This is a genomic window from Sphingopyxis sp. LK2115, from assembly GCF_014595975.1.
In the GTDB taxonomy this organism is placed as follows: domain Bacteria; phylum Pseudomonadota; class Alphaproteobacteria; order Sphingomonadales; family Sphingomonadaceae; genus Sphingopyxis.
This window is the reverse complement of record NZ_JABWGQ010000044.1, coordinates 1-16,971: the sequence shown is the minus strand read 5'-3', so window position 1 is coordinate 16,971 and position 16,971 is coordinate 1. Positions and strand designations below refer to the sequence as shown.

Here is a 16,971-nt window from a genome sequence, read left to right as displayed (position 1 = left end):
GGTGAGGGAACAGGACAGCATGGCCGCGAAGAAGCTCAATCTCGACAATTTTCTGCCCTATCGCTTGTCGATCGCTTCCAACGCGCTGTCGAGCCGGATCGCCGCCGAGTATGAAAATCGCTTTGGCCTCAAGATCCCCGAATGGCGGTTGATGGCGATCCTGGGCGAAGGGACGCCCAAGACGCAACGCGAGCTGGTGCAGGCGACGCGGATGGACAAGGTGACGGTCAACCGCGCCGCGAAAGGCCTCGCCGACCGCCAGCTGATAGCACGGCAGGCGCACGAGGCCGACGGGCGCTCGCACCATCTGGCGCTCACCGATACGGGGCGCTCGCTCTATGATGCGATCGTCCCCGCAGCGCTGGCGAGCGAGGCGCGGCTTGAGGCGAACCTGAGCGCGGACGAACGCGCGACGCTGATGGCGCTGCTCGCCAAGCTGATTGCCGCCGCCGAAACCTATGACTGACCGCGCCTATCGCGCCGCGCCGAGGGGCGCACTGCGCATCGAGCCGTTGGGTGAACTGACCGCGATTTTCGACCGGCGATCGATGCAAACGCACCTGGTCGTTGCGCCGCTTCCCGAAATGCTGGCTTTGATGGGCGATGGGCCGTGCGATGCGGCGCTGCTCGCAAAGCGTCTCGAAACCGCGTTCGACCTTGATGATGTCGAGGACGTACGGGCGCGCGTGGCCGAACGGCTCGCCGAACTGGCCGCGATGGGGCTGGTGGCGGCGGCGTGAAATATGTGAGCCGTATTGCCGTCGGCCCGGTGCAATTCCGTATCGGCAGCGAATGGCGCGAACCGGTCGCAGCGCTTGATCGGCTCTACGCCGCCTATCCGCGCGACGACGCGCGGCCCGCCGATGCCACCGTGCGGCTGTTCGCGGCGCGGCCGTGGCGGCGCTGGCTGCGCCCATCGGTGCATATCGGCGGCGACTTTGTTGTCCCCGACGCATTGCCGCTGCCGCTGTCGATGGGGCTGCTCGCGGCCGAGATGGCGATGAACTTGCAGGTCGCGCTGGGCTGGCGGCGCCACCTGCTGCTCCACGCGAGCGCGGTCGCAAGGGACGGGCGCGCGCTTATCATGTCGGGCCAATCGGGGTCGGGAAAATCGACGCTCGCTGCACTGCTCGGCGAAGGCGCGTGGCGGCTGATGGGCGACGAGTTCACGCTGATCGATCTCGCGGGCGGCGACGCGCTGGCCTTTCCACGCGCGGTCAGCCTGAAGAATCAGGCGATCGCGGAGGTCGCGGCGCGCGTTGATCCGGCGCGGCTGGGGCCGCTGATGACGGGGACGCCAAAGGGGGACATCCGCCACCTGATCCCGCGCGCCGACGCCATCGCGGCGATGCACCAACCCGTGCGCCCCGCGCTCCTCCTGTTCCCGCGCTTCGGCGGCGAGACGGCCATAGAGCCGATGGGCGAGGGCGAAGCGTTCGTGCGGCTGACCGAAGCATCGACCAACTATGTTGCGCTGGGCGAGGCGGGATTCGCCGCGCTGACGCGGCTGGTGCGCGAGGTGCCGGCATTCGGCATATCCTATCCCGACAGCGCCGCCGGCATCGCACTGGCCGAACAGCTTTGGGCCGAGGCAACCCAATGAGCGCAGCGGACATCTTCGTCGACCTGCTCGCCGGACGGCGCGAGGCGGCGACGCTCGCGCCGCGCGATTGGGACGGGGTGATCGGAGTCGCACGCGCCGAGGCGATGCTGGCGACGCTGGCGCACCGGCTGGAGGATGCGGCACTGCCGCCGCCGGTCGCCGCGCTCTTTGCCGACCAGCGCGCCGCGGCGAAGGTCGCGACCGCACAGGCGCTGTGGGAGGCGGAGATGGCGCGCCGCGCGCTCGCCCCCGAAGGAATCGAGTTCGTGCTGCTGAAGGGCGCCGCCTATGCCGCCGCGGGCCTTTCGTGCAGCGTCGGGCGCCAGATCGGCGACCTTGACATATTGGTGCTCGCGCTCGACATCCGCCGCGCCGAAAATGCGCTGCTCAACGCGGGGTGGGAATGGGTAAGGTCCGACCCCTATGACGATCATTATTACCGCGCCCATATGCACGAGCTGCCGCCGATGATCCATAAGGCGCGCGACCGGATGATTGACGTGCATCACACCATCCTGCCGCGCACGCACCGGATTACGCCCGACGCGCTCGCGCTCGTCAGCGATGCTGTGGCGGTCGATGGCGGTCATGCCGTGCTGTGCCCCGCCGACATGACGGTGCACTGTGCGGCGCATATGCTCGCCGACGGCGATTTGCAGGGCGGACTGCGCAACCTTTGGGATTTCCACTGTCTGACGCGCGATTTCGCCGCCGCGGACACGGGCTTTTGGGACAGGCTCGACGCGCGCGCGGATCTGCACGGGCTGCGCGCCGCGCTGCGCCGGGCGGCGCGGCTGGCGCGCGATCTTTACGGGAGTGTCTTGCCATCGGGCTGGAACGGGCAGGACAGCGGCGATCGCTGGTATCGCCGCCGCCTGCTCGCGCGCGACGATTGGGGGCGGGTGACGCATCCGTTGCTCGAACAGGCCTTCTACATCCGCTCGCATTGGCTGCGGATGCCGCCCATGATGCTGGCCAAGCATCTGTGGACCAAATGGCGGAAGCGCAAATAAAGCCTTTCGCCTGAAGGAGAGGGCTATAGCTCGCGGAGCAGCGGCACCAGTTCGTCGAAATCGCCGATGACATGGTCGGCGCCGAGCGCGGCAACCGGCCCGTCGAGAAAGCCGAAGCCGACCGCGATACTGGTCACCCCGGCGCCGCGCGCCGCCTGAACATCGAGGATGCTGTCGCCGACAAAGGCCGCACGCCCGCCTCCGCACCGCTCGATCATCGCGCGGATCGGCGCGGGCGAGGGTTTGGCGCCGCCCGGACCCAGCGTATCGCCGCCGATGATCGTCGCCATACGGTCGGCAAGCCCCAATTCGCCGAGCAGCTTGCGCGCGAGCCCTTCGACCTTGTTCGTCACGACCGCGGTGCGGACGCCCAGCGCGTCGAGCCGGTCGAGCGCGGCGATCGCGCCGGGGAAGGGGCGGCTCTGCACCGCGATATGCGCGTCATAGAATCGGATGAGTTCGGGATACAGCCGCCCTACCGCGCCGTCGGGCGCGCCGCCTGTCGCGATCAGTCCCTGTTCGAGCATATGTTTGGCGCCGCGCCCGATCATCGGCCGCACCGCCGCTTCGGTCAGGGGCGCGCGGTCCATCAGCGCGAGCGCGTGATTGACCGCGGCTGCAAGGTCACCGAGCGTGTCGACGAGCGTGCCGTCAAGGTCGAAGCCGACGATCGCAAAGGGGAAGGTCATTCATGCGCCTTTCAATCCGTTCGACACGGGTGGATTTGATCGCGGGCATGGCGCGATGTGCTGGAAACCGCAACGATTTGCTGGCATGGCGGCGCGCATGAGCAATGCAATCGCCGCCGTCGTTCTTGCCGCGGGCAAGGGCACCCGCATGAAGTCCGACCTGCACAAGGTGCTGCACCCGATCGCCGGGCGGCCGATGCTGTTGCACCTGATGGCGAGCGTCGATGAACTGCGCCCGGCCAAGAAGGTGGTGATCGTCGGCGACAAGGCCGACCAGCTTGCGGCGGCGCTGGGCGGCACCGCGGAAATTGCGGTGCAGGAGCCGCAGCTCGGCACAGGCCATGCGGTGCAGCAGGCCGAGCGCGCGCTGGCGGATTTCGATGGCGATGTGCTGATCCTTTACGGCGACGTGCCCTTCGTCCCCGCGGCGACGATGCGCAAGATGGTCGACCGGCTGCACGCCGACGATGGCCCGGCTGTCGTCGTTCTTACCTTTTTTACAGACTATCCCCATCACTATGGGCGAGTGATCGAGGCGGAAGGCGACCGAATCGCAAAGATGGTCGAGTATAAGGACGCGACCGAAACGGAACGCCAATGCCAGATATGCAATTCGGGCCTCATGGCGGTGCGGTCGCGCGATCTGTTCGCGCTGCTCGCGCGGATCACCGACGACAATGCCGCAGGGGAGTTTTACCTGGTCGACATCGTCAATCTGGCGATCGGCGACGGGCGGCAGTGCGTGACCGTGCGGGCGGACGAAATGGAAGTCCAGGGCATCAACAGCCGCGCCGAACTCGCCGCCGCCGAGGCGCAGTGGCAGGCCTTCAGGCGCGAGGAAGCGATGGCCGCGGGCGTATCGCTGCGCGCCCCCGAAACCGTGTGGTTCTCGTGGGACACCGAACTGGGCCGCGACGTGACGGTTGAACCCAATGTCGTATTCGGCCCTGGCGTCAAGGTCGCCGACGGCGCGACCATCCGTGCTTTCAGCCATATCGAGGGCGCGACCATCGGCGCGGGCTGCGAGGTGGGGCCATTCGCGCGGCTGCGCCCCGGAACGGAGCTCGGCGAGAAAGCGAAGATCGGCAATTTCGTCGAGGTCAAGAAAGCGGTGCTGGGCGCGGGCGCCAAGGCCAACCACCTGACCTATCTCGGCGATGCGACGGTTGGCGCGGGCGCAAATATCGGCGCGGGCACGATCACCTGCAATTATGACGGCTATTTCAAGCATCAGACGCAGATTGGCGAACGCGCCTTCATCGGGTCGAACAGCGCGCTCGTCGCCCCGGTGAAGATCGGCGCCGACGCGATCGTCGCGGCGGGCAGCACGGTGACGATCGACGTCGGCGATGGGGAGCTGCGCATCGTTCGCGGCGAGCAGCTGGTCAAGCCCGGCTGGGCCGACCGCTTCCACGACGCGATGCGCAAGAAAAAGGCGGCGGGGCAGAAAAAATGAGCGACCGCTACACCGATGCACCTTTTCTGCGCTTTGTCGATGCCTGGGTGCTGAAGGCGATCGGCCATCTCGACGACGCGACCGAGGCTTATTGCCGCGCGATGACGCCGCAACTCGAACAAAGCTTTGGCCGCAAGGGACGCTGGGACCAGATCGTCGCTGCGCAGATGAACTTCGGTCCCGAACTGCCCGCACAGATTCGGAAAATCTGGACCGATGGCAAGGCGCGCTTCGCGAAGGGGAATGGCGCGGCGCCCGATCCGGTGCAGTTCGCGATGATCTTTGTCGACCGCAGCTTCGGACGCGCGTGAACAACCACAAATGGCGCCAGAGAAAGGTCGTTACTCGGCAATCACGGCGTGCGCGAAAAACTGCCTTGCCGCTGCTCAAATCGCCCTGCACGGCCACCAGCGTCGCGTCGGATGTCAGGCGCCGGACAGGGCGAGGGCAATTCCGATCGCCCGCAAACGCCGTATCGACGTCGCGGATTCGCCCCGGCCTGATTTCGGCGCACGCCATTTGAATCGCTTGCGGCGGCGGGTATAGAGACAGTTGTTTGTGTTCACAGGGACGATATCGAGAATCGAGCGCCTTTCGATCGCAATCGGTCGGGCCTCGAACCGGTCCGCGGACCGAGTTGTTGACATGATATCATGATATGATATCAATATATCAATGCGAATCCTGACCGACATTCCCGACGAGGACATCAGGAAGCTCGATGCGCTGGCGTCGAGGGAAAAGCGCTCGCGCGCCGCCGCGATCCGCGACGCGGTAAAACTGTATCTCGCCCAGAATGACAATAGCAGCGACTGGATCAAGCGTGGCGCCGGCTATTGGAAGGATCGTGCCGACATCGTTGATGCGGTCGAATATCAGCGAGCCATGCGTGAAGATCGCCGCCCGTACGAAGACATATAATCCGTGTCGGACCCATTTTTCGACACCAATATCCTGATCGACTGGTTGCGGGACGAGGCACCCGCAATCGCCGAGATTTCGCGTTACCGGCGTCACCGTATCAGCCGGATCGTCTGGACCGAAATAGTTGCGGGCGAATCCCTCGAACGGCGCGATACGGTCAAGCAGTTGATCGCCCCATTTGATGTCGTCGAGATTGACCCGCGCATATCGCTGGCGGCTGCCGACATTCGATTTCGTTCGCGGATGAAGCTGATCGACGCCTATATCCTTGCCACGGCGCAGGTGAACGGCGCGATCCTCATCACCCGCAACACCAAGGATTTTCCGGCCTCGATGCCCGGTATTCGCATTCCCTACACACTTTGAAAAGAAGGCCATCCCCACATGTGCGGTATCATCGGAATCATCGGCCGAACCCAGGTGGCGGACCGCCTTGTCGACGGACTCAGGCGCATGGAATATCGCGGCTATGATTCGGCGGGCGTCTGCACGATCGAGGACGGTCGGCTGATCCGCCGCCGCGCCGAGGGCAAGCTCGCCAATCTGGTCAAGGAGCTGGCGGGCAATCCCGCGCCCGGCACCGTCGGCATCGCGCACACGCGCTGGGCGACGCATGGCGCGCCGACGACAAGCAACGCACACCCGCACGCCACGGACGAGGTTGCGCTGGTCCACAACGGGATCATCGAGAACTTCAAGCCATTGCGCGAGGCGCTTCAGGCGCGCGGCCGCACGTTCGAGAGCGAGACCGATACCGAGGTCGTCGCGCACCTCGTCAGCGAGCAGGTCGAAGCAGGCAAGTCGCCGCAGGAGGCGGTGCAGGCGGTGCTGCCACAGCTGCGCGGCGCCTTTGCGCTCGCCATCGGCTTTCGCCAGCATCCCGATCTGTTGATCGGCGCGCGCCTCGGCTCACCGCTCGTCGTCGGTTACGGCGAGGGCGAAACCTTCCTCGGTTCCGACGCGCTCGCGCTCGCGCCGCTGACGCAGAAGATCGCCTATCTGGAGGAAGGCGATTGGGTCGTCATTACCCGCGCGGGTGCCCAGATCTACGATGCTGGAAATAACCCCGTCACACGCGAAATCACCACCAGCGGCGTCACGGCCGCGGCGGTCGAGAAGGGCAATTACCGTCACTTCATGCAGAAGGAGATTTTCGAGCAGCCGACGGTCGTCGCGCAGACGCTTTCCTCCTATATCCGGCCGCTCGAACAGACGGTCGCGCTGCCGCAGATGGATTTCGACCTGTCCGCGATCGATCGCATCACCATCGTCGCCTGCGGCACCAGTTTCTACGCCGCTATGGTTGCGAAATATTGGTTCGAAACCTTTGCGCGCGTTCCCGTCGACATCGATGTCGCGAGCGAGTTCCGCTATCGCGACCCGGTGCTCCAGCCCGGCGGGCTCGCGCTCTTTATCTCGCAGTCGGGCGAAACCGCCGACACGCTCGCGGCGCTTCGCCATTGCAAGGCGAACGGCCAGACGATTGCCGTCGTCGTCAACGTGCCGACGAGCAGCATGGCCCGCGAGGCCGACCTGCTGCTGCCGACGCACGCGGGCCCCGAAATCGGCGTCGCCTCGACCAAGGCCTTCACCTGCCAGCTCGCGGTGCTCGCGGCGCTCGCGGCGCATCTCGCGCTCAGGAAGGGCAAGCTCCGCGCTGACGACGAGCGCGAGATCGTCAGGCATCTGATCGAGGCGCCCGCCGCGCTCAACGCCGCGCTCGGCCACGACGACGACATCGCCGCGATGGCGCACCTGATCGCGCCCGCGCGCGACGTGCTCTACCTTGGCCGCGGTCCCGATTATCCGCTGGCGCTGGAAGGCGCCCTGAAACTCAAGGAAATCAGCTATATCCACGCCGAAGGCTATGCGAGCGGCGAAATGAAGCATGGACCGATCGCGCTGATCGACGAGGCGGTCCCGGTGATCGTCCTGGCGCCCAGCGGCCCCTTGTTTGAAAAAACGGTCAGCAACATGCACGAAGTCATGGCGCGCGGCGGCAAGGTGGTGCTGATCAGCGACGCCGACGGCATCGCCGAGGCGGGCGAAGGCTGCATGGCGACAATCGAAATGCCCAAGGTCCATCCGCTGATCGCGCCGCTGGTCTATGCGGTGCCGGTGCAGTTGCTCGCCTACCATGTGGCGGTGGCGAAGGGCACCGACGTCGACCAGCCTCGCAATCTGGCGAAGTCAGTGACGGTGGAGTGACCGCGCCTGCGCAGCCTCGCCCGGCACGAAACTGACCCGCAGGCCGTCATAGGGGAATAATCACGCCACTGGTGGCTTTGTTGTCCGCGCCTGCTTTCAGCGGTGTATGCGCATCGCCATGCGCGGCTTCTACATCGCGGACGATGCGGGGGGCGGTTTCGGGGATCGGCATTGTGCTTTCGCTCGCCATATCGTCGCGCGGCGAGGCCCCAGCATGACGATATATGGCTGTCCGGCACCGCCGTTCAACAATGTCACCAAAAAGCGCTGTTCTACAATGCGACGCTCGATTAGCTTTGCGCCCGGCCTGATCCCGAACGCGGGACGAGCATGAAAATCGCGAAAGTAATTGCGCAGTTTCCTGCACCTTTCCGAAACGCCCCCAAGGAGAGAACCCCCATGTGTACCGAACGAATGGAAGCCGATCGCGACCGCGCCGGGATGCCCGTCGCGCGCCGCAGCTTTGCCGCACTCGCGGGGGCTGGCGCGCTGATGGCGGCATTTCCCGCGCGCGCCATCGCGGGCAAGCCGGTGAACGGCCGCGACGTCACGATTGCCACCGCCGACGGCGTGTGCGACGCCTGGTTTGTGGCACCCGCCGAAGGCAAGCATCCCGGCGTGATCATATGGCCCGACATCCGGGGGCTGCGCCCCGCCTTTCGCCAGATGGCCGAGCGGCTGGCGGGCGAGGGTTATGCGGTGCTGTGCGTCAATCCCTTCTATCGCTGGCAGAAAGCGCCGGTGGTCGATGCCGAGAATCATTGGGGCGTCGACGCGGTGCGCGAAAAACTGTTCGGCTATCTGAAGCGATTGACGCGGCCGCTGGTCGAAACCGACGCCGCGGCGCATATCGCTTTCCTTGACGCGCAGGCGGAGGTCGATACGGCGCGGGGAATCGGGACTAGCGGTTATTGCATGGGCGGTCCTATGGTCATTTATACCGCAGCGCTGAAGCCCGATCGCGTGCGCGCGGCGGCGAGTTTTCACGGCGGCGGCGTCGGCACCGACAAGCCCGATAGCCCGCACCTGCTGATCCCCGGCACCAGGGCGGGCTATCTGTTCGCGATCGCCGAGGATGACGACAAGGAAAACCCGAACGAGAAGCTCTTGCTGAAATCGGTGCTCGAACCGCGGCCTGAATGGCACGAGGTCGAAGTCTATCCGGCCCAGCACGGCTGGTGCCCGCCCGACGGCCGTGTCTATGACGAAGCGGCGGCCGAAAAGGCGTGGAGCCGCCAGCTGGCGCTGTTCAAGGCGAGCTTGTAACCAATCCCGACCCGTTCGTGTCGAGCGCAGTCGAAACACGCCGAGTGCGTGAGCTGACGATCGGCATTTCGACTTCGCTCGAAGCGAGCGGGAAGGTTTGCACTACATCAGTGCGCGTGGCCGCCGCTCGCGGCATAGCTCGCATAGACGCGCTGGCCGCCCGGGCCAAAGGTCATCACCTTATAGGCTTCGCGGTGGTCGCCATGCTCCATGCCGGGCGAGCCGATCGGCATTCCGCCGACCGCAAGGCCCTTCACGCCTTTCGGCTTTTCGCGTAGCAGGCGGGCGATCTCTTTCGCGGGGACATGACCCTCGATCACATAGCCGCCGACCAGCACGGTGTGGCAGCTGCGCAGCGCCTGCGGCACGCCCTGCTTGTCCTTGACAGCCGCCATGTCGGCCGAATTGACGACGGTGACTTTGCGCCCGAAGGATGCCTTTACCTGTTCGAGCCATTTGAGGCAGCAGCCGCAGCCCGCGTCGCGGAACATCACGGGGTTCGCGGCGTGCGCGGTTCCGATGATCGCAGCGGAGGCGGCGATGGTGAAGAGGACGCGGCGGACACGGGCCATTAGGAGGTCTCCTTGGATTCAGTGGCGGCAGGATAACGTCGCCGCGCCGCAGTGCAAGGCGCTTACCCCATCGGGTAGAGTATGTCCTTGCTGACCTTGTGCAGCGCCTTCATCACATCGCTATCCAGCACCAGTTCCTTTGCATCGAGGATCGGCTGGAGCTGATCATAGGCGCTTACACCAACGATCGTCGATGCGACAAAGTCGTGCTGTTTCGACCAGGCGGTCGCCATCGTCACCGGGTGCAGCCCTGCGTCCGCCGCGATCGTCAGATAGCGTTCGGTCGCGGCGAGCGTCTTTTCATTGACGAAGCGGCGGCCCATTGCGGCCTGTCGCCCTTCCATCTGAAGGTAGCGCGAAAAGCGCGCGCCCTCGGGGGTCGCGCCGCCCTGATATTTGCCCGACAGCACGCCGCCCGCCAGCGGCGAATAAGGGATCAGGCTGACCCCTTCCTTTCGGCACACCTGCGCCAGCTCATCCTCGAAGCGGCGATTGTTGAGGCTGAAATTATTCTGGATCGTGTGGTAGCGCGCGACGCCCAGCCGCTCCGAAACCGCGAGCGATTTCATCAGCCCCCAGCTCGTCTCGTTCGAGCAGCCGAGGATGCGCACCTTGCCGACGCGCACCAGTTCGTCCAGCGCATCCATCATCTCGTGATAGGGCGCGTCATGGTCGGGCCAGTGCGTCTGGTAGAGATCGACATAGTCGGTCTGGAGTCGGGCCAGGCTGTCGTCGATCGCCTGAAAGATGTTTCTGCGGTCGAGCGCGGTCATGCCGCTGCGGCACGGCGACTTGAACCAGACATGGCTCGGCCCCGACACCTTGGTCGCAAGGATGATCGCGTCGCGCGGCTTGGTCTTCAGCCAGCGCCCGACGATCTCTTCGGTGCGGCCGACCCACTTCGCATCGGGCGGAACCGGATAACCTTCGGCCGTGTCATAGAAATTGATCCCCTCGTCGAAGCAGCGATCGAGGATGCGATGCGCTTGTGCCTCGTCGGTCTGACTGCCGAAGGTCATCGTCCCCATGCAGATGTCGGACACATGGATGGCGCTTTGCCCAAGGCGGCGGCTTTGCATGGCTCTCTTCTCCGGTCAGGAAGGGGGGGAGGGAGCGCCGTCTTTAGGTTGCGAACCGCAACCTTGCAATCAGATCAGCAGCGCGAGCGATCCCACGAGCAGCGCCGCCATCGTCCAGTTGAAGGCCCTGAGGCGCGCCGGGCTGGACAGCCAGCCGCGCAGCGACACGCCCATGACCGCCCACAGGCTGGTCGAGGGCAGGTTAATGATCCCGAAGATCGCCGCGACGAGCAGCACCGCGCCCAGATTACGGTCGGGCGCATAGAGTGCGATCGCGGTCAGCGCCATCGACCAGGCCTTTGGGTTCACCCACTGGAACAGCACCGCCTGGAAAAAGCTCATCGGTTTGCCGCGCCTGCCCCCGTCGGCATCGGGCGCGGCGGCATGGGCAATCTTCCACGCGAGCCAGAGCAGATAGGCGACGCTCGCCACCTTGAGCACGAGGTTCAGCGCCGGGAACAGGTCGAACAGCCCCATCAGTCCGACGCCGACCAGCACGATCATCGCCGTAAAGCCAATGCCGACGCCAAGCGCGTGCGGCACCGTGCGGCGCAGCCCGAAATTGGCGCCCGATGCCATCAGCATCATATTGTTCGGTCCCGGCGTGATCGACGAGACAAGCGCGAAGGCGGAGAGTGCGGCGAGCGTGGTCTGGTTCATACGCTCACCATAATCGGTTCCGATAAGCAACGGATTGCAAAGATGAACCGTTTTCGGATAGATTGTGCAATCCATGATCAAAACTGACGCTATCGGCCGCAAGATATTGCGCGAACTGTCGCATGACGGGCGAATCTCGAACATCGAACTCGCCGATCGTGTCGGCCTTTCCCCTTCGGCTTGCCTGCGCCGGGTCCAGGAACTCGAACGCAGCGGCGTGATCAAGGGCTATCGCGCGGTGATCGACCCGGCCAGGCTCGGCCTGACCTTCCTCGCCTATGTCACTGTCGGCCTGTCGTCGCACACCAAGAAATCGCAGGCCGATTTCGAGGCGGCAATGGCCGATGCGCCCGAAGTGCGCGAATGTCACAATGTCACCGGCACGATCGAATATCTGCTGCGCGTCGAGACCGCGGATCTCGCAAGCTACAAGCATTTCCATACCGAGGTGCTGGGCGTGCTGCCGCAGGTGCATTCGATCACAACCTATGTGCTGATGGATTCGCCCAAGGACGAGCGGGCCTGATCGGCCGTCGCCGCCTTCGCCGGGCGACGATGTCCTTGAACGATCCACCTCCCCGCCGCATATCGGTTTCATGCCGAAACTCTCTTTTCTCGACCTCGTGCCCGTGACCGATAGCGGCACGATCGCCCGCTCGCTCGCCAATGCCGCCGACCTCGCCCGCCACGCCGAGACGCTCGGCTATCATCGCTATTGGGTTGCCGAGCATCACGGCATGACGGGGATTGCGAGCGCTGCGACCGCGGTGGTGCTCGCGCATATCGGGCAGGCGACCTCGAAAATCCGCATCGGCGCGGGCGGCATCATGCTGCCGAACCATGCGCCGATCGTGGTCGCCGAGCAGTTCGGGACGCTTGAAGCGCTGTTTCCGGGGCGTATCGACCTGGGCCTGGGCCGCGCGCCGGGATCGGACCAGCGCGTCGCGCGCGCGCTGCGCCGCACTCTGGCCAGCGACGAGCGGCAGTTTCCCCAGGATGTGCTGGAGCTTCAGGCGTTTCTGGCCGGCGACGAACAGCTTGGCATCACCGCGGTGCCGGGGGCGGGCACGCATGTGCCGCTGTGGATATTGGGGTCGAGCACGTTCGGCGCGCAGCTCGCAGCGATGCTTGGCTTGCCCTATGCCTTTGCCAGCCATTTCGCGCCGGGCGCGCTCGACGAGGCGCTCGATATCTATCGCCGCCAGTTCAGGCCGTCGGCACAGCTTGCCGAACCCTATGCCGCAGCGGCGTTCAACGCTTTCGCGGCCGATAGCCGCGAGGCGGCCGAACTGCTCGCCTCGTCGCAGCAACAGGCGTTCGTGGCGCTGCGCTCCGGCAATCCCGGCAGGATGCGGCCGCCGCTCGCGGGTTACAAGGACAGCCTGCCGCCCGATGCGCGCGCGATGCTTGACCATGTGCTGCAATGCTCGGCCGCAGGGACGGTCGAAGACATTGCCACGGCGCTCAGGGCCTTTGTCGCGCGCACGGGCGTCGATGAGGTCATTATTGCTTCGTCCATCTATGACCATGATGCGCGCAAACATTCGCTGGCGCTGACGATGGAGGCCGCCGGTTCGCTTTGGCGCCCCCTTGTTGACGCGCCTCCAGCACCGGCAGTATAGGGGCGGCCCGACCAAGGGCGGCCCGCGCGTGGGTCGCCTTTTTACTTTTGACGGAAAGGTGCCTGCCATGTCGATCACGCCATTGATGCCCGTATATCCCCGGTGCGCTGTGCGTCCGGTGCGCGGCGAGGGCGCCTATCTGATCGGCGAACGGGGCGAGCGTTATCTGGATTTCGCAAGCGGCATCGCGGTCAATCTGCTCGGCCACGGCCATCCGCATCTGACGCGGGCGATTCAGGAGCAGGCGGCGACGTTGATGCACGTGTCGAACCTCTATGGCAGCCCGCAGGGCGAAGCCTTTGCCCAGCGCCTTGTCGATAATACCTTCGCCGACACGGTCTTTTTCACCAATTCCGGCGCCGAGGCGGTCGAATGCGCAATCAAGACCGCGCGCGCCTATCATTCGAGCGCGGGCAACGCCGTGAAGCATAATCTCATCACGTTCAACAACGCCTTCCACGGCCGCACGCTCGGCACGATTTCGGCGACCAATCAGGAAAAGCTGCGCAAGGGATTCGACCCGCTGTTGCCGGGTTTTGCCTATGCGCCGTTCGACGACCTCAACGCCGCGCTCGACCTGGTCGATGACCATACGGCGGGTTTCCTGGTCGAGCCGGTGCAGGGCGAGGGCGGTATCCGCCCGGCGTCGCAGCCCTTCCTCCAGGGGCTGCGCGACATCTGCAACGAACGCGACCTGATGCTGATCTTTGACGAAGTGCAGTGCGGCGTTGCGCGCACCGGCACGCTTTACGCCTATGAACAGTATGGGGTCGCGCCCGACATCATGGCCACCGCCAAGGGTATCGGCGGCGGTTTCCCGCTGGGCGCGTGCCTTGCGACCGAAAAGGCGGCGCGGGGGATGGTGATCGGCACTCACGGATCGACCTATGGCGGCAATCCGCTCGCGATGGCGGCGGGGCAGGCGGTGTTCGACGTGATCCTGGAGGACGGCTTCCTCGATCAGGTCAAGGCAACCGGCGAACGGCTGCGCGGCGCGCTTGAACAGCTTATTCCCAACCACGACCAGTTGTTTGAAAGCGTGCGCGGCATGGGGCTGATGCTCGGCCTCAAGATGCGCTCGGACAGCCGTGCTTTCGTTGCGCATCTGCGCGACAATCACGGGCTGCTCACCGTTGCGGCGGGCGACAATGTCGTGCGCGTGCTGCCGCCGCTCAACATCGAACAGTCGCACATCGATGAGTTTGTCGAGAAATTGTCGGCGGGCGCGGCGAGCTACACGCCGCCCGAAACCTGATGCCGAGGGTTCCGTTCGCATCGAGCGAAGGCGAGCTGCCGCGCCGCCGGGTGCGAATCATGGGTGTCTCGACTTTGCTCGATACGAACGGGGATAGGATATGAGGCACTTTCTCAACCTGGCCGACGCGGGCGGCGATGCCGTCGCCGCGATGATCGCCGACGCGCTTGACCGCAAGGCGGCGCGCACCGGCTGGCCCAAGGCGCGGCCCGACGCCGACAGGCCGCTTTCCGATCATGTGCTGGCGATGGTGTTCGAGAAAAACTCGACGCGCACACGCGCCTCGTTCGACATCGCGATCCGCCAGTTGGGCGGCGTGCCGATGATCCTCGACGCGGGCACGACGCAGCTTGGTCGCGGCGAGACGATCGCCGACACCGCACGTGTGCTGTCGCGCTATGCCGATGCCATCATGATCCGCACCGACGATCACGCCAAGGCCGAGGAACTGGCCGAATATGCGAGCGTCCCCGTCATCAACGGCCTGACCGATCTGTCGCACCCGTGCCAGATCGTCGCCGACCTGCTGACGATCGTGGAGAATGGCAAGGCCCTGCCGGGGCTTGAACTCGCGTGGCTCGGCGACGGCAATAATGTCCTCGCCTCGCTGATCGAGGCGGCGGGATTGTTCGGTTTCAACGTGCGCGCGGGCGTGCCGCAGGGCTATGAGCCCGACGCGAACTTTGTCGCGGCGGCGCGCGCGAAGGGGGTTCGCATCGACATCGTCCGCGACGCGCGCGAGGCCGTCGCGGGCGCCGACCTGGTCGTCACCGATACCTGGGTGTCGATGGGGCAGGACCATGCGCACAACAAGGTCGCCGCGATGGCGCCCTTTCAGGTCGACGAGCGGCTGATGGCGGGGGCGAAGGACGATGCGGTCTTTCTCCACTGCCTGCCCGCGCACCGGGGCGAAGAGGTGGTCGATGCGGTCATCGACGGCGCGCAGTCGCGCGTCTGGGACGAAGCCGAAAACCGCGTCCACGCGCAAAAGTCGATCCTGCTCTGGGCGCTTGGAAAGCTGTGAGGCGAAAAGCGTGAGCGAAACGATCGAAACCTGGTTCGACCAGCCGCTGATCTTCACCATCGCGGCGCGTCATGTGCGCGGACGCCTGGTGCGGCTGGGGCCGGTGCTGAACACCATCATGTCGGCGCACAGCTATCCGCCGGTCGCCGAAAAGCTGCTCGCCGAGGCGCTGGTGCTGACCGTGCTGCTCGGCTCGACGCTCAAGACCGAGGGGAGCCAACTGACCTTGCAGGCGCAGACCGGCGGCGGGCCGGTCGAACTGCTCGTGTGCGATTACAAGGCGGGCGAGCTGCGCGGTTATCTCAAGTTCGATGCCGACCGGCTCGCCGAAATCGGGTCCGACCCGACGCTGTTCGCGCTGTTCGGCGAAGGCTTTCTTGCGATCACATTTGACCAGGCGGCGACGGGCGAGCGCTACCAGGGCATCGTTCCGCTCGAAGGATCGTCGATCGGTGATGCCGCCGAACATTATTTTGAACAGTCCGAACAGATTCCCAGCCTGATCAAGCTTGCCGCGCGCCACGATGACGCGGGCTGCGTCGCAGGCGGGCTGCTGCTTCAGCATCTGCCCGAAGGCGAGGTGGGCCGCGACCGGCTGCACGTCCGGCACGATCATCCCGAATGGGACCATGCCAGGACGATCGCCGCGACGCTGAAGGCCGAGGAACTCACCGATCCCGCAACCTCGCTCGAAACGCTTGCATGGCGGCTGTTTCACGAGGACGAGGTGCGCGTCGAACCCGGCGCTGCGGTGGCGCGCGGCTGCCGGTGCAGCACCGATTATTTCGCGGGCGTGCTGGCGCAGTTTCCGCCGGCCGAGCGTGCAGAGATGGCCGACGACAAGGGCGAGATCGTCGTCGATTGCGCCTTTTGTTCGCGCTTTTTCCCCATTCCGCTCGCCGCCATCGCCGGGCATGATCGCGGCGATTGAGGATATTCAACGCCAGGCCGCGCGGTGAACGGGGGTGTTTCGGCGCCAGGCGGTTGAAATAGCGCAAGCGCGTTGCTAGCTTGGGAAAGAGCAGGGTCGCAATCTGTCGCTCACGCAGCCCATGGACCAACGAATGGCGATCTTCTCTCCGCTGGCACGAATCGCATTGGTGGCGCTCGGTCTTGCGGGCGCGGGCGCCGTTCCGGCGCAGACGCCGTCGCTGGCGATGCTTGACCGACTGGAGAAAGGGAGCTGGCAGCTGCGCGAGCGCGGCTCGAACAGCGTGGTGCAGACGATGTGCCTCGGCGACGCGCGCCGGATGATCCAGATCTACCATCCGCGCGGCACTTGTTCGCGCTATGTCATCGAGGACACGCCCGACGCGGTGACGGTTCATTATACCTGTCCCGGCGCGGGCCACGGCCGCACGACGATCCGCAGCGAAACCAACCGGCTGGTCCAGATCGACACGCAGGGGATTGCCGAAGGCAAGCCTTTTTCGCAGGCGATCGAGGCGCGCCGGACCGGTGGATGCTGACCCAATCAAAATGTTAACCATCAGGGTTTAAGAGGAACGCACGGCATACCGATGTGTGCCCTTCTCCCTGACGGCATTTGGGTTAGCGTCCGCGCTCGTGGTGTAATTTCCGGTGTAGGCGATGGTGTATT

The 16,971-nt window shown here is 65.2% G+C and carries 21 protein-coding genes; 16 read left to right on the top strand and 5 right to left on the bottom strand.

Going from position 1 to position 16,971, the window contains the following annotated elements; translation table 11 throughout:
- Positions 1-19: 19 nt before the first annotated feature.
- Genes HUW43_RS08785 through HUW43_RS08770 form a run of 4 tightly spaced genes read left to right on the top strand, consistent with a single transcriptional unit; the run spans position 20 to position 2,616 of the window.
- Positions 20-466 (top strand): MarR family winged helix-turn-helix transcriptional regulator, encoded by a 447-nt coding sequence (locus HUW43_RS08785; protein WP_188237048.1) that lies wholly within the window; start codon positions 20-22, stop codon positions 464-466.
- On the top strand, positions 459-740 hold the full coding sequence (locus HUW43_RS08780; protein ID WP_188237047.1) for an HPr-rel-A system PqqD family peptide chaperone: 282 nt from the start codon (positions 459-461) through the stop codon (positions 738-740). The genes HUW43_RS08785 and HUW43_RS08780 overlap by 8 nt, the downstream gene beginning before the upstream one ends.
- Positions 737-1,603, top strand: a complete 867-nt coding sequence (locus HUW43_RS08775; protein WP_188237046.1) for an HprK-related kinase A — start codon at positions 737-739, stop codon at positions 1,601-1,603. The genes HUW43_RS08780 and HUW43_RS08775 overlap by 4 nt, the downstream gene beginning before the upstream one ends.
- Positions 1,600-2,616: a nucleotidyltransferase family protein gene (locus tag HUW43_RS08770; protein WP_188237045.1), complete on the top strand. Its 1,017-nt coding sequence runs from the start codon at positions 1,600-1,602 to the stop codon at positions 2,614-2,616. Before HUW43_RS08775 ends, HUW43_RS08770 begins: the two co-directional genes overlap by 4 nt.
- 23 nt (positions 2,617-2,639) lie before the next feature.
- On the opposite strand, the gene HUW43_RS08765 is transcribed toward HUW43_RS08770, so the two are convergent.
- Positions 2,640-3,305: an HAD-IA family hydrolase gene (locus HUW43_RS08765; RefSeq protein WP_188237044.1), complete on the bottom strand. Its 666-nt coding sequence runs from the start codon at positions 3,303-3,305 to the stop codon at positions 2,640-2,642.
- A gap of 97 nt (positions 3,306-3,402) precedes the next feature.
- Here HUW43_RS08765 and glmU point away from each other — a divergent pair, with 97 nt between their 5' ends.
- The 5 genes from glmU (at position 3,403) to glmS (ending at position 7,893) form a co-directional block, all read left to right on the top strand.
- Positions 3,403-4,761, top strand: coding sequence for a bifunctional UDP-N-acetylglucosamine diphosphorylase/glucosamine-1-phosphate N-acetyltransferase GlmU (glmU, locus tag HUW43_RS08760; RefSeq protein ID WP_223181397.1), 1,359 nt, complete (start codon positions 3,403-3,405; stop codon positions 4,759-4,761).
- Positions 4,758-5,072 (top strand): hypothetical protein, encoded by a 315-nt coding sequence (locus HUW43_RS08755; protein WP_188237042.1) that lies wholly within the window; start codon positions 4,758-4,760, stop codon positions 5,070-5,072. The genes glmU and HUW43_RS08755 overlap by 4 nt, the downstream gene beginning before the upstream one ends.
- Positions 5,073-5,436: 364 nt before the next feature.
- Positions 5,437-5,682 (top strand): ribbon-helix-helix protein, CopG family, encoded by a 246-nt coding sequence (locus HUW43_RS08750; protein WP_188237041.1) that lies wholly within the window; start codon positions 5,437-5,439, stop codon positions 5,680-5,682.
- Positions 5,683-5,685: 3 nt separating this feature from the next.
- A complete protein-coding gene (locus HUW43_RS08745) occupies positions 5,686-6,051 on the top strand; it encodes a type II toxin-antitoxin system VapC family toxin (RefSeq protein WP_188237040.1) in 366 nt (121 codons plus the stop codon).
- An 18-nt stretch (positions 6,052-6,069) separates the two neighbouring features.
- Positions 6,070-7,893, top strand: a complete 1,824-nt coding sequence (gene glmS / locus HUW43_RS08740; protein ID WP_188237039.1) for a glutamine--fructose-6-phosphate transaminase (isomerizing) — start codon at positions 6,070-6,072, stop codon at positions 7,891-7,893.
- A 46-nt stretch (positions 7,894-7,939) separates the two neighbouring features.
- Here glmS and HUW43_RS15850 read toward each other — a convergent pair whose 3' ends face one another.
- Positions 7,940-8,065, bottom strand: a complete 126-nt coding sequence (locus tag HUW43_RS15850; protein ID WP_262926793.1) for a hypothetical protein — start codon at positions 8,063-8,065, stop codon at positions 7,940-7,942.
- A 227-nt stretch (positions 8,066-8,292) separates the two neighbouring features.
- Between HUW43_RS15850 and HUW43_RS08735 the strand changes: the two genes are divergently transcribed.
- Positions 8,293-9,159, top strand: a complete 867-nt coding sequence (locus HUW43_RS08735; protein ID WP_188237038.1) for a dienelactone hydrolase family protein — start codon at positions 8,293-8,295, stop codon at positions 9,157-9,159.
- Between the two features lie 107 nt (positions 9,160-9,266).
- On the opposite strand, the gene HUW43_RS08730 is transcribed toward HUW43_RS08735, so the two are convergent.
- From HUW43_RS08730 to HUW43_RS08720, 3 genes are all read right to left on the bottom strand, one after another.
- On the bottom strand, positions 9,267-9,731 hold the full coding sequence (locus tag HUW43_RS08730; RefSeq protein ID WP_188237037.1) for a DUF411 domain-containing protein: 465 nt from the start codon (positions 9,729-9,731) through the stop codon (positions 9,267-9,269).
- A gap of 62 nt (positions 9,732-9,793) precedes the next feature.
- Positions 9,794-10,774: an aldo/keto reductase gene (locus HUW43_RS08725; protein ID WP_317450847.1), complete on the bottom strand. Its 981-nt coding sequence runs from the start codon at positions 10,772-10,774 to the stop codon at positions 9,794-9,796.
- A 105-nt stretch (positions 10,775-10,879) separates the two neighbouring features.
- On the bottom strand, positions 10,880-11,500 hold the full coding sequence (locus HUW43_RS08720) for a LysE family translocator (RefSeq protein ID WP_223181396.1): 621 nt from the start codon (positions 11,498-11,500) through the stop codon (positions 10,880-10,882).
- Positions 11,501-11,543: 43 nt separating this feature from the next.
- Between HUW43_RS08720 and HUW43_RS08715 the strand changes: the two genes are divergently transcribed.
- The 6 genes from HUW43_RS08715 to HUW43_RS08690 all read left to right on the top strand — a co-directional run bounded on the left by HUW43_RS08715 (position 11,544) and on the right by HUW43_RS08690 (position 16,840).
- The gene (locus tag HUW43_RS08715) at positions 11,544-11,996 is read left to right on the top strand and encodes an Lrp/AsnC family transcriptional regulator (protein WP_188237035.1); all 453 of its coding nucleotides are present in this window, start codon (positions 11,544-11,546) and stop codon (positions 11,994-11,996) included.
- A gap of 70 nt (positions 11,997-12,066) precedes the next feature.
- On the top strand, positions 12,067-13,092 hold the full coding sequence (locus HUW43_RS08710; protein WP_188237034.1) for an LLM class flavin-dependent oxidoreductase: 1,026 nt from the start codon (positions 12,067-12,069) through the stop codon (positions 13,090-13,092).
- A gap of 67 nt (positions 13,093-13,159) precedes the next feature.
- Positions 13,160-14,347, top strand: a complete 1,188-nt coding sequence (locus HUW43_RS08705; protein ID WP_188237033.1) for an aspartate aminotransferase family protein — start codon at positions 13,160-13,162, stop codon at positions 14,345-14,347.
- Between the two features lie 100 nt (positions 14,348-14,447).
- Entirely contained in the window at positions 14,448-15,371 is a 924-nt protein-coding gene (argF, locus tag HUW43_RS08700; protein WP_188237032.1) for an ornithine carbamoyltransferase, read from the top strand.
- A 10-nt stretch (positions 15,372-15,381) separates the two neighbouring features.
- Positions 15,382-16,302, top strand: a complete 921-nt coding sequence (locus HUW43_RS08695; protein ID WP_188237031.1) for an Hsp33 family molecular chaperone HslO — start codon at positions 15,382-15,384, stop codon at positions 16,300-16,302.
- Positions 16,303-16,423: 121 nt separating this feature from the next.
- Complete coding sequence (locus HUW43_RS08690) at positions 16,424-16,840, top strand: hypothetical protein (protein ID WP_188237030.1); 417 nt, start codon at positions 16,424-16,426, stop codon at positions 16,838-16,840.
- Positions 16,841-16,971 lie beyond the last annotated feature (131 nt).

Excerpts from the sequence above, each read along its gene's own strand:
- HUW43_RS08785 (WP_188237048.1), top strand. The coding sequence starts at position 20 with ATGGCCGCGAAGAAGCTCAATCTCGACAATTTTCTGCCCTATCGCTTG.
- HUW43_RS08780 (WP_188237047.1), top strand. The coding sequence starts at position 459 with ATGACTGACCGCGCCTATCGCGCCGCGCCGAGGGGCGCACTGCGCATC.
- HUW43_RS08770 (WP_188237045.1), top strand. The coding sequence starts at position 1,600 with ATGAGCGCAGCGGACATCTTCGTCGACCTGCTCGCCGGACGGCGCGAG.
- HUW43_RS08765 (WP_188237044.1), bottom strand. The coding sequence starts at position 3,305 with ATGACCTTCCCCTTTGCGATCGTCGGCTTCGACCTTGACGGCACGCTC.
- glmU (WP_223181397.1), top strand. The coding sequence starts at position 3,403 with ATGAGCAATGCAATCGCCGCCGTCGTTCTTGCCGCGGGCAAGGGCACC.
- HUW43_RS08755 (WP_188237042.1), top strand. The coding sequence starts at position 4,758 with ATGAGCGACCGCTACACCGATGCACCTTTTCTGCGCTTTGTCGATGCC.
- HUW43_RS08750 (WP_188237041.1), top strand. The coding sequence starts at position 5,437 with ATGCGAATCCTGACCGACATTCCCGACGAGGACATCAGGAAGCTCGAT.
- glmS (WP_188237039.1), top strand. The coding sequence starts at position 6,070 with ATGTGCGGTATCATCGGAATCATCGGCCGAACCCAGGTGGCGGACCGC.
- HUW43_RS15850 (WP_262926793.1), bottom strand. The coding sequence starts at position 8,065 with ATGCCGATCCCCGAAACCGCCCCCCGCATCGTCCGCGATGTAGAAGCC.
- HUW43_RS08735 (WP_188237038.1), top strand. The coding sequence starts at position 8,293 with ATGTGTACCGAACGAATGGAAGCCGATCGCGACCGCGCCGGGATGCCC.
- HUW43_RS08730 (WP_188237037.1), bottom strand. The coding sequence starts at position 9,731 with ATGGCCCGTGTCCGCCGCGTCCTCTTCACCATCGCCGCCTCCGCTGCG.
- HUW43_RS08715 (WP_188237035.1), top strand. The coding sequence starts at position 11,544 with ATGATCAAAACTGACGCTATCGGCCGCAAGATATTGCGCGAACTGTCG.
- HUW43_RS08710 (WP_188237034.1), top strand. The coding sequence starts at position 12,067 with ATGCCGAAACTCTCTTTTCTCGACCTCGTGCCCGTGACCGATAGCGGC.
- HUW43_RS08705 (WP_188237033.1), top strand. The coding sequence starts at position 13,160 with ATGTCGATCACGCCATTGATGCCCGTATATCCCCGGTGCGCTGTGCGT.
- argF (WP_188237032.1), top strand. The coding sequence starts at position 14,448 with ATGAGGCACTTTCTCAACCTGGCCGACGCGGGCGGCGATGCCGTCGCC.
- HUW43_RS08690 (WP_188237030.1), top strand. The coding sequence starts at position 16,424 with ATGGACCAACGAATGGCGATCTTCTCTCCGCTGGCACGAATCGCATTG.